This is a genomic window from Pseudoalteromonas maris (assembly GCF_049257235.1).
Lineage (GTDB): Bacteria > Pseudomonadota > Gammaproteobacteria > Enterobacterales > Alteromonadaceae > Pseudoalteromonas.
The window spans coordinates 82,456-93,527 of record NZ_JBMMUF010000007.1 but is presented as its reverse complement, the minus strand read 5'-3'; the positions used below and the strand labels follow the sequence as shown (position 1 = coordinate 93,527).

The 11,072-nt window shown below is 40.2% G+C and carries 4 protein-coding genes; 3 read left to right on the top strand and 1 reads right to left on the bottom strand.

The window, feature by feature from the left end:
- Window positions 1-75: 75 nt before the first annotated feature.
- Window positions 76-6,750, top strand: a complete 6,675-nt coding sequence (locus AAEU32_RS11345; protein WP_421970637.1) for an RHS repeat-associated core domain-containing protein — start codon at window positions 76-78, stop codon at window positions 6,748-6,750.
- Window positions 6,751-8,448: 1,698 nt separating this feature from the next.
- Here the strand turns inward: AAEU32_RS11345 and AAEU32_RS11340 are convergent.
- Window positions 8,449-9,423: a transposase gene (locus AAEU32_RS11340; protein WP_421970636.1), complete on the bottom strand. Its 975-nt coding sequence runs from the start codon at window positions 9,421-9,423 to the stop codon at window positions 8,449-8,451.
- A 252-nt stretch (window positions 9,424-9,675) separates the two neighbouring features.
- On the opposite strand from AAEU32_RS11340, the gene AAEU32_RS11335 reads away from it, so the two are divergent.
- The gene (locus tag AAEU32_RS11335; RefSeq protein ID WP_421970635.1) at window positions 9,676-10,335 is read left to right on the top strand and encodes a hypothetical protein; all 660 of its coding nucleotides are present in this window, start codon (window positions 9,676-9,678) and stop codon (window positions 10,333-10,335) included.
- Window positions 10,317-10,799 (top strand): DUF2269 domain-containing protein, encoded by a 483-nt coding sequence (locus AAEU32_RS11330; RefSeq protein ID WP_421970634.1) that lies wholly within the window; start codon window positions 10,317-10,319, stop codon window positions 10,797-10,799. Before AAEU32_RS11335 ends, AAEU32_RS11330 begins: the two co-directional genes overlap by 19 nt.
- Window positions 10,800-11,072 lie beyond the last annotated feature (273 nt).

The following is an 11,072-nucleotide window of genomic DNA, read 5'->3' as shown; positions in this document are numbered from 1 at the left end:
TTTACCATCGGTGATGTGGAAACAGCAGCGACGAGCCTAACAGTCTCAGTGGTAAGCAGTTCGAATACAGCCTTGTTGCCAACAAGTCGTATTACCTTGGGTGGCAGTGGTGCATCACGAACAGTGACATTGGCCCCAGCGAGCAATAAATTTGGTTATTCTGATGTAATTATTCGAGTAACCGATTCAGGTGGATTGTATAAAGAAGATACCTTTAGGTTAACAGTTGAAAGTGTTAATGATGCCCCTCAAATAGCTAATATTCCCGAACAAAATACTACAAAAAACAGGTCCATAGAGGTTCCCGTTACTCTCATCGACTCTGATTTAGATGATAAAGAGCTTTCGTTAACAATAAAAAATAGCTCCAACCCTCATCTAATCCCGGTAAATAATGTTTCTATGGCTGGAAGTGGGAATAAACGCATTCTTACACTAACACCTACGTTTAATTCAGAAGGGTCATCAGTGATATCAATTAGAGTTGAAGATGATGACGGTGCGTTTAGTGATGGAACTTTCGCAGTTAATGTGTACGGAGTAGAAGCTGACTCTGATTTTATCGCAGACGCGCCTACTGTGGATGCTATAAGTGTCCCTGCGCCAATTGATTCCTCGGCAAAAGTGGCAACTATTGTAGGTGAACCCAATGTAACCAATGATGGCGCAGCTCAATATACAATTCCTCTTGAATTTATTGATGGTAAAGCTGGTTTAAAGCCCAATTTGGAACTGACTTACTCAAGCTTTGGTGGTGAGGGGAATGCTGGTCTCGGTTGGGGAATCGGGCAGTCGAGTATTCACCGATGTGCCAGAGTGTTGGAACTCGATGGCGAGTATAAAGAAATAACCTTTACGACAGATGACCAGTTATGTCTTAACGGGCAAAGAATGAGATTAGTGGCTGGGAATAGTCTAGAAGCTGGATCTGAGTATAGATTGGATAAGGCCCCTAACATTCAAATTAAACAAGTTTCTCAAAGCGGTGTGAGTTACTTTGAAGTGAGAGATGGTAATGGCAAGTCGATGTTTTATGGGAAAAATGGCAATACTCAGGTTATTAATAATTATTATGATGCGGTGTCAAAGTGGTTATTGACCAATGAAGTAGATAACCATGACCAGTCAGTAGATTACCAGTATGAAGGGTCGCAGTTTGAAGAGCGAAGACTGAATAAAATTACTTACTCTGGGCATACGATTGAGATTATTTATGAAACCAAAGCACTAGGAAAAGAGCTATACAGGGCTGGGGACAAAGTAACTGATAATTACCGAATCAGTGACATAATACACAGAAATTATTTAGGTGAACTGATTGGTAGTTATCATCTAGGATACAAACAAAGCAGATTTAGTGGCCGTGATCTGCTTACTTCTATTGCCCGCTGTAACGGCAGTATTAACGATACATGTGTTATAGAAACTACCTTTGAATATAGTGATGACGTGAAGTCAGGCTTTGTTAGTACAGATTACGCAATTGACTTAGCCAGTTACACTTCAGTTTCTGGGCATAGCCCATGTAAGGATAATGATATTTCGGGTTCTGTTTGTGGTGTATACACTATGAAAATAGCTGATATTGATAGTGATGGCTCGCCTGAGTTATTGATTGCTACCCGTAAAGACTCTGTAGCTAAATTGTTGGTGTTTGAAACAAAAAGTGATGGGAAGCTTAGCTACAATTCGCAGTTGAGCAATTTAAATGCTGAAATAACGACATTAAGCCAAGCTGGAGATTATAAAAGAAAGTTCTTTCATTGGAATATTCGTGATGACAATGGAGATGGAATTTATAATATTGAATACGGGCCGAGCTCTACGACATTTTACTATGATTGGAATGGAGACGGTATAGATGAGCAATCGCCTAGAGCTTCTACAAACGTAATTGATATAGGTAATCATTATAGTTATAACACCTCAACCTATAGTGAATTAGAGACAAAGGCTTTTTATGGATTTTATAGAAAAAGTGCTCTGATCGATGCAAATGGAGATGGCTTAATTGATAGACTAATCCCTTACACTCAATTTCAGACGGTATTCGATTTCACAGATGGTCAGGAGAAAACTGAATATCTAAATGAATTTTGGCTGCTTGAAATTAATAAAAGTAGCCAAGGTATGTATAAAGGTGAGCTATTAGAGTATCCAGATTATAATGAACCAAATGCTGACTTGGATTCATCGGAGCCTGCACTGAAGGGAACGTTTGGAAATATTAAATGGATGCAATCGCCAGGGGATATAAATGGTGATGGATACCAAGACTACATGGGGCATAATTACCAAGGGTTTATTACGCATGTCAATGTAGGCTTAAACAATTTAACTTTTTCTAATGAGCGTAAGTATTATGGCTCTTTTATTGAGGGGCAGGATACACAGTTATCTGGTCTAGCCGATATCAATGGTGATGGTCGTGATGATGTAGTATTTGTAAACGGTCAAGATGTTTTCTGGCGCCAATCTTTTGCTGATTCAAACTCAGAGCCCTTGAAACTAACCTCATTGAACAACTGGGGCGCGTTTGAAGATAATTCAATTTATCAATGGCAAGACTTGGATGGTGATAACCAGCCTGAGTTAATTTATTATGATACAAAAAATCAAAAACTGCGCGTACGCTACGACAGTAATACTGATAACATAATTCAAGATAAACTCGTAAGAATAAATTCAGGACTTGGTCAAGAGTATGGGGTTTCGTATGCCCGTTTAACTGACAGTACTGTATATACGCCAGATACGAATGCTGCGGTACTGAACTGGGGGTTAGGGTCTAAAGTGCGTGATATTACGTCAACAATGGCGGTTGTTCAGGAGTTTACTCAGTCGACCACGCGAACGGAGTTGGGATCGTCACAGTACCTAAAGACAAACTATAAATATGAAGGGTTAAAATCGCAAGCGGGTGGCCGAGGAGTTATAGGTTTTAGAAAAATCACCGCATCAAAAGAAAATGGATTGTCTATTGAAAAGCACTTTGACCTAGCACCACCTTACAGTGGGGAGGAAGTCAAACGTGTAACTTCAATTAATGGCCACCCAAAACACCTGCGAGTAGTGAGTGAGTTTGAAAAATTTTCGGTAAATACATATCCAAATGGTCTTGTCCAGAGCGAGGTAGCGCTCCCTAAAACTATCCTTGAAAAGAACTATGTTTCAAACTCTTCAAACGGGGAAATAACCAACACAATGCTGGCTAGAGAGGTAACTACTTTATACCGTTATCAGCAGCACGCTAATGGCTATATGTTGAAGCAATCAGAGCAAGTGACTCAGAAAGATGTATTTTCAACTAGCGGGCAAACTCTAGTTCATACAGTAAATTATGAATACGAAGATGAAGATGAATATAACTGGTTTATAAGTCGTCCTACTAAGAATACAAGCACGGTTATTCGTGCAGGCGAAACCGTAACGACTACTACTGAATATCGATATTCTGATTTGCACGGTGAAATTGAGAAGGAAATTCGAGAGCCACATAGTCATAACCCTGCTCTTTATTTACAAAATTCCTATTACTATGACAGCTTCGGCAACCTAACTCATAAGCTAGCCTGTAGCATTCATTACAAGGATGACTGTGATAAAAACACGGCTTCACCCAACAATATTGAATCCGATTCATTAAAAGTGTTTCGCCGAACATATTACGTCTACGATTCGGCAGGTCGTCACTTACGGCATATTGAGAATGACAAATTTATCGAACAGTCTTTTGAAAACTATTCAAAGTTTGGATCTGCACAAGAATTAAAGTCTTATAGTGATGGGCAAAATATATCTGGCCAAGTGCAGTATCAAGCCTTTGATGCCTTCGGTGCTATGTATTTCAGTGGCTCAAATACGGGTGAGCAGACACTCATCACGAAATCAACCTGTTCGATGGGGGCATGTCCAGCAAATGCAACTTATTTTATTAGTATGGCCCATGCAGATAAGCCACATGAAATTACTTATTATGACACAGCTCAAAATGTAGTCAGACAAGGAGTTAAAACGCTGGATGGAACATGGAGCTTTAGCGACTTTATTTTTGATGCAAAAGGTAACGTATTAAAAGAATCCGCTCCTTATTTAGAAGGCGATTCACCACGGTGGAAAGAAAATTTCCACACGCCACTTAATGCGTTGTGGCGACAAACGACACCCGACGGGTTAACTACACAATATAGTTGGCTAAATAACATAGTAAGCCAGCATGTATCGGGTAGTTACAGTGATTCACATGGAGCTAGTGTTGAATTTGACCGTACTCGCAAAGAGTATAAAAATGGTTTTGGTGAAGTCACTAAAGTAGCTGACACCCAGCAAAACCTCACTTCATATACATACAATGCATTGGGTTTATTACATACAGTTACGGCAACAGGAAATGCTGTTTCCCAGCTCAAGTACGACATCTTAGGCCGTAAAATTGAACTAAATGACCCAGATAAAGGAATAATTGGCTTTGGTTACAATGCCTTAGGCGAAGCTGTTTTTCGCACCAGTGCTAATGTCACCAAAACACACTACCGTGATGTGGTGGGCAATACCATCAAAACGCTTGTTGACAATGGCACTGCTTCACTAGTCTATAATTTCGAGTTCAATAACACTCCTTTATTGCACTCAAGTTCTCATGGTGGTGCAACTCAAGTGTTCCACCATGATAGTTATGGCCGCGTGGAATCTGTAGATTTTAATTATGATAGTCATTCATGGCGTAAAACAGCTCACTATGATGCGGTAGGTCGTTTGTTTAGGGTTAATGATATCTCAGGTGGTGGTCGTGGCCTGCAATACCAATATCAAAATGGTCACTTGGATAGGATCTTTGAGGTTTCAACAGGACAAGCTTATTATCGCGCAACTGATATGGACGCATTTACAAATGTCACCAGTGGACAGATACAAAGTTTGATCCCCTTTTCTAAGGAGTTCAATAAACACACAGGGCATCTGAATAATTACACTGTCGCACATGGTTTAATCATGAGTGCCGACTTTGGGTATGACCAGTTAGGAAATTTACGTTATCGAGTAGGCCAACATGACGAACTAGGTACTGAGCTAACTGAAACATTTCAATATGATAGTTTGAACCGCCTTGAGTCTGTGCGTCTGAAAGATATCCAAACCTTATCATTAACTTATTATGATAATGGCAATATCAAAACGAAATCAGATGTTGAAAGTTCGCAGCAGTATCTATACGCAACAAAAGCTTCAAGTTGCGCGAATGCAACGGGGCCCCACGCGTTGGTCTCCGTAGGCAGTTTAAACTATTGCTATGATGAGCGGGGAAACCAAACAGCACGCTTTGCCTCAGGTGTTAAAACACGCTCAGTAACCTACTCAATATTCGATAAACCGTTGCGAATTTGGTCCGCAAATGGTGAGTCTGAATTTAGCTATGATGCCAATGAGCAAAAGTACAAGCGTGTAGATATCGAAAAAGGTCAAGAGGTTACGACCTACTATGTTGATGGGCATGAGGTGATCTTTAAAAATGGCAACAAAACAACCAAGCGTTACATTGAGGATATTGCGATACACACAATTGAACATACTACAGGTGAAGAAAAGCTTCATTTACTATTCAAAGACCATTTAGGCTCGGCAAGTGTTATATCAGATGAAAGAGGAAATATTGTTGAAAGAGCAAGCTTTGATGCATTTGGTAAGCGACGAGATGAAAAAGCATGGCAAGCCTTAGCTAACCCCTACCAAACGTTAAGCAATCTCAATGCACTGAGGAGCATAACTCAGCAAGGCTATACGGGACACCAGCAAGTTGACCATGCAGATGTAGTACATATGGGCGGGAGAATATACGACCCCAATATGGGCCGCTTTATGCAGGCTGACCCTATAGTTCAGAATCCTAAAGATGCGCAAAGCTTAAATCGCTATTCTTATGTTTATAACAACCCGCTAAGTTATACGGACCCGACAGGCTATAACTGTGCGCCTGCAAACGGAGGGATGATGACTGCGACCGTGTGGGATTGTTCGGGAGGTGGACCATCTGGCGACAATGAATCAGAGAGCCAAAATGATCAGTCAAAGCCTCAGGGCAAAACATCTACAGAAGACTTAAATAATGAGAACGAGTCTTCAAAGATGGCTAATTCTGCTGACGAGAGTGGTGGGGAGAGTATTAAATCGCAAATTCATAATGACTTAATCAAAGAAGGAAGGAAGCTAGGAGTAAACTTCTCTGGTGAACCTGGTGTACCAGCTCAATATGGTAAGACAGAGAAACTTGATGGAAATATAAAAGAAAGAATCGAGATTGTTTGTGATAACTCATGTCAAATGGAGGCTAATGACATTGGGAAAGGGCATGATCTAGCAAATGCGGATTTGGGATATACATTATTAAGAATGAAATACCAGGACACCCAAAGGCAAACATTAAACATTTTGGCTGTTGAAGCTATGGCTGTTGGAGGGGGCGTGATATTGGCTGAAGCGGCGGCAATTAGCACAGTTACTTGGATTAGTTCGACTGCGTATCAAAAAGCAGCAATGGCTGAGCTCGCTGGCGAACTAGCTTCGGTATTGAATGGGACTAGGCTGCAAGGCCTAGCTGTAACAGCAAGAGATCTACAGGCTGCTGCAGGTTATATTATGCAACTGAGTAGATTCACAAAAGGACGCCCTGTGAAAGGAATTCAACCCGGAAAACCAATAATAAGAATTAAAAACAACCATCAAAAACCTAAATTTAAAGCCGAGGAATATTAATGAGTGGTATTGATTGTTACTATAATAAGAAATCTATTTTTTTAACTTTTTTGGTTATTTTCTCACTTACAACTCTTGAATTTATAGCTTGTTTTAATAGTAATTACTTTTTTGATTTTTTATCTTTGTTTTTGTTTGTTAAGTTCTCACTAATATTAATTTTTACGTCTATTAACAACAGAAAGAAATTATCCTTTTCGGAGGAGGAAAATCCCGATAATTACCAGTTAACATTTGATTTGATGATCATATACACTGTCTCTTGGGTTTTTCTTATTGATTTATTTTTCATCTCTGATGGATTTATGAAGTTTACGGCTTTTCTAGTTGTGGTCTCTATTCTCCCCTTTTTTAATTTGTTCATGAAAACGGGTGAACTTGACTTGTCTTATTCCTCTACTAAAGTTTTAATGCTTTTCATGATGTTAACTATCTTTGCTCTTATATCTCTGTCACTGTATATTTTTTACAGCAGTACGGTGTGGTGGGGTTTTAAACTCCCCGGTGATTTATTCCTAGGCTAAATGAAAAAATTGAACTAAACAAGAAACTAAACAAGACACCCACTCTAAAAAACAAAAAAAAGAGTTCATGACTTTTTGCTTGGACTTGCTGGTAAAAACGCGTGTTTCTGTACTTAGTGTGATTAAAGCAAGCTGATAATTCACCTGAAATATCTGTTTTACAAATCTCAGGTATAAGCGGGTCAAAGAGGGTGAGCTCTTTATCAAATCTGCTGTGTTCTGCGAGTTAAGAAAACAAAGCTAGGCTGTTACTAAGGCTACTTCTTCGCTGGCGATGCATATGGTTGGTGTAGGTGGTGATTGCTGACTCTTTACCAACGACATTTTTAAATACCTTAGTCAAAGTGGTGGTTAGTTTAAGCCAGTTATCAGGGCTGATATTAAATGTTAAGGTGGGTGTCTCGATAAATGTCCACGCAGAATGTTGGACAAAATGGATGCTTCGGGAGTTACAAGATAATGCTGTTTTCCCTTCAGAGTAAATTAAAAAACCACTTATATATAGGACTATTCTTTATAACAGGTCTCACCCTAATTGAAAGCTTTCATAGAGGCCTGTTCGTTCTGTTAGCAATAATTTTGGCTAGACCAATATCTGGGCGCTTTAAGGGAAAGGAAACATATTTAGATAATGTTGAATTGGTAGAATATAGTTCTAGTTACATATATGCATTTTACAGAATGTTGCTATGTTTTTTGTATTTTTATATAGGGTTTAAAGACAACTTTGTTATCAGTTTAGACACAGCCTTTGCATATTTATGGTTTTGGGGCTACGCCTTGCTTTGGTACGCCTCGTGTTTTGTTCCAGCTGAAAAGTCCATGGAGACTTCAGTTCAAAATAGAGCGGTTGTAGCAATGTTGGGGATAATAATAATTTTAATCATCTCGCTTTTTTGGATTGTACGAAGCTACATGGAGTTATCTCTATTTAGCCCAATGATCACTGAGCCTCTTTTCAATATACTGTAGAAACTAAACAAGACACCCACTCTAAAAAACAAAAAAAGAGTTCATGACTTTTTGCTTTGGCTTGCTGGAAAAAACGCGCGTTTCTGTACTTAGTGTGATTAAAGCGAACTAATAATTCACCTGAAATATCTGTTGTACAAATCTCAGGTATAAGCGGGTCAAAGAGGGTGAGCTCTTTATCAAATCAGCTGTGTTCTGCGAGTTAAGCAAATAAGGCTTTGCTGTTACTAAGGCAACTTCGTCGCTGTCGATGCATATGGTTGGCGTAGGTGGTGATTGCAGACTCTTTACCAACGACATTTTTAAATACCTTAGTCAAAGTGGTGGTTAGTTTAAGCCAGTTATCAGGGCTGATATCGAGGCGCTCCAATATGGGGCTTGCAGCATTGGGTATTGCCCCGCGTTTATCTTCTCGTATGCAGCGGCCAGTCCAATCAAGAAGCTCAAGGTAAGTACTGAGCTCAAATGGCAGTCCTTTGGGCATATGTTTGCGCGGGTTGCCTGCAAAGCGAAGAAGGCTTTTTGGTTGTTTTGTTTCTTTGGCTGCCTCAATACGCACTTTGGCACTTGTAAATTCAGATTTTTCAGGTAAGTCAGCCATTTTTGCACGAATGGGATTTAAATCCACATAGGCTAAGCATGCGGCGAGCGCAGCTTCATCAAGCAGGGCTTGGGATTTAAAGCGACCTTCCCAGAAATGGCCAGTGCAGTTATCTTCTTTATTGGCTTGTCGGGCAATATCCTCGTTGAGCACCCGCATAAACCAACTGATATTGGTTAAGCGCTCGCGATACACAGCGATGCGTGTTTGCACAACCGATAATTCTGCTTTACTGAGCGATTCACCCATTAAAAAGCGTTGGCACAACAATGAACTTTTAAAGAGCTTATGCCAACGTAGCAACACCGCTTTGTCACTTAAACGCAGTGCCTTTTTGCTATCAACGAATAATACAAGATGGGTGTGATTGCTCATCACGGCATACGCACAGACATCAATAAAGAAAATGTGCCCGAGAGCGAGTAATTTCGCTTCAACCCACCCGCGGCGATGTTCATAAGAGCGTCCAGTCAATGCATCGTATCCGCACAAGAATGCACGACGTACACAGCGAGATATGCAGTGATAGTAGGGGGTATCAGATAGGCTGATTTGATTCTTACGCGGTGTTGCCATGCTCTTCTCCTCCATGAGTTGAATAATAAAAGTGTAGTCAAAAGCGGGAAAAGTGTGAAATATTAAGGTGGGTGTCTCGATTAATTTTTTTATCTCGATTAATTTTTTTAGAGGGGGTGTCTCGATTAATTCTCTTTCACAGGAATGTCTCGTTGCCATTAGAGGCATCGTTTGAGTTATTATGAAAGTTATCGTTTTAATGATATACAACAGATGAATTAATTGCCTTCTGATAGTAACTAAAGAGCACAAATGAATTTAATAAAAACAAAGTTTTACATCATTCACATTATTGTCCTGCTCATAACATTGGCGTGTTTGTTGATGAATGGGCCAATGCGTGGCGGTTTACCCATTGATACCACGGTGCATGAGCGTATGAGTTTCATTGCCTCTAACACAGGGCTATGGACTGGGGCGTGGGTGGTGTGGATGTTTTGCGCGCTTGGCTTGTTGGTGTTTTGCACAATTTTAAGTGATGAATTGAGCGCGGATTATCTCAAAACGATCGGGCTGTTTTTGGTGGCTTTAGGTGTTGCTCCGGATCTCACTGCCGAAGTTATTTACGCCTTCGTACTGCCTAAAATAATTTATCTGCAACTGGGAGCTGATACGTATTTGTTGTTTGAACATATCGCTGCGCATCTCACTGGTTATCTGGGTAATGGTTTGTACAACCTTGGGGGAATGCTACTCACAGTACTGGCCTTTAAACAGCAGGTGTTTAAACTCTGGGTGTTTTTATGGGGAATGCTTGCTTGGAGTTTAGGACTGGCTCTTAGTGCTTCAATCGCCTTGGATGCACTGAAATTTGCAGAGATGTTTACTGCGGCGAGTATGGTACTTAGTACCTTGTGGATGTTGATTTTTGCTTATCAGGTGTTGAAGCCAAAGTGGATTACACATTACTGAAAGTTGCGCACATAGGTGCGTTAATATTGTGGTTAGGGCCTGCGTTGGGGGCGTGGATTGCTTACAAGACTATCGATAAAGAGCCTGTAAGCAGTGTAACACAGCGCCTGAATGCAGTTTTCTATGCCATGGTTACGTTAGAGCACTTGGCTTTTGCGGTACTAATTACCAGCGGTTTAGCGATGGCTATGTTAGGTAATTGGTTTGATACTCAATGGTTAACACAAAAGCTGTGGTTAGTGCTTGTCATTATTATTCCTCTTGAAATCGTCGATGTTGTCTTGGGTAATTGGTTAGCGGCTAAGGCTGCAAAAAAGCAATATCAAGGTTTGCCATTGAACTCTTCTGAGCAATCAATACTTCTAATTTACCATGGCCCGTTCACTAAATTGGCTATCGCGTTAATTCCTCTTTCCGTCTTACTGGTTATGTATCTAGCAGTCAGTAAGCAGGCATTATATTAAATCGCTATTTACCCTGACTTCGTCGTATCTTGATGAGTAAATCATTGATGTGAAATCAACGATTCTGAACCCTTTGATTGCGCCGGTAATGTGCTCTTCGGTGCAAGGTTTATTCATTTTGAGATCTCTATTGTCTCCAGTTTATTGTGAACCACATCAATGTCATGGTGTTAATTTTGAGGGAAAGGCCAAAGTCAATCGGAGTAAAACTAGCTTTGTTTTATGTATGAGGGGTACAGCCACGCATTATCTATACTAACGACTCTTTTCTTC